The following is an 890-nucleotide window of genomic DNA, read 5'->3' as shown; positions in this document are numbered from 1 at the left end:
CGCTTAGAATAATCATTTTCGCAAGCTGCATGCAATTTTTTCGACTGTCTGACTAGAAATTCAGCACGTCCAAGCCATACTTTGAAAAGTTCGTCATTATGCCATTCTGCTTTTACCATTTCATCTAATGCACGATATAACCAACCGTACACTTCAGCGTGTAAAATAATAGCTTTGTTCTTGTAGTCGTTCATTGAGTTCATTTTTTGCTCTCTCTATTAATTTAAAGTCATCACTGTATAAAACAGGTTTTGAATATTGTTCATTCATGTTAAACCTTGAATAATAGTCATAGAAGTATTCATTTACTTTTTCATGGTAATAAACAACGTATTTTTTATCACTCATTTTCTGTTACTTTTCCTTTCTCTTTAGCTAAGTCTAAGAAAGCCTGTGCCGATTCTTTCGTCGTTTCGATTGGAGTTTCAGCCTTTACTTTTTCCACTAGTTCGCTATCTGGTTCTTTTTTTGATTTATTGACGCAAGTGAATACTGAATCAACGTATGAAAAGTTTAAATCATCGTCAAACTGATATCCACGCGCTTTGACTGATAACTTAGAGAAGTCGTTATGCTTGCCACGTTTAGGGCTTAACATTAACATAAATTCTGCCCATGCTGTTAGAGTAGAACCACCCAAGGCGTCACTAGGCTTTACCATATATGCTTTATCGTCCATTGAGTTTGCATAAGCTGATTTGTTTGCATGAGCTACTAACAAGAAAGTAACGTCTTGGAAAAGTAACTTTAAGCGTGTAATTCTCCTAAGCATTGGTTCAAAGTCTTTACCGTAGATAATGTCTCCATTTCTTAGCATTGTCATTAAATTATCCAAGATCACGAATTTTATATCATTTTCTTTAATGTATTCATATAATAAGTTCATGTGG

Annotated in this window: 2 protein-coding genes; both read right to left on the bottom strand. The window is 34.4% G+C overall.

The annotated features are described in order from the left end of the window. Nucleotides 1-194, bottom strand: a 194-nt coding sequence (locus tag EII29_RS11320; protein WP_199726088.1) for a hypothetical protein, incomplete at its 3' end; no start/stop codon positions are given. 146 nt (nt 195-340) lie between these two features. Beyond that, nucleotides 341-890, bottom strand: a 550-nt coding sequence (locus EII29_RS11310; RefSeq protein ID WP_233573332.1) for a hypothetical protein, incomplete at its 5' end; no start/stop codon positions are given.

The organism is Leptotrichia sp. OH3620_COT-345, from assembly GCF_003932895.1.
Taxonomy (GTDB): domain Bacteria; phylum Fusobacteriota; class Fusobacteriia; order Fusobacteriales; family Leptotrichiaceae; genus Pseudoleptotrichia.
The sequence above is the reverse complement of the archived record's forward strand: the minus strand, read 5'-3'. Positions and strand labels throughout refer to the sequence as shown.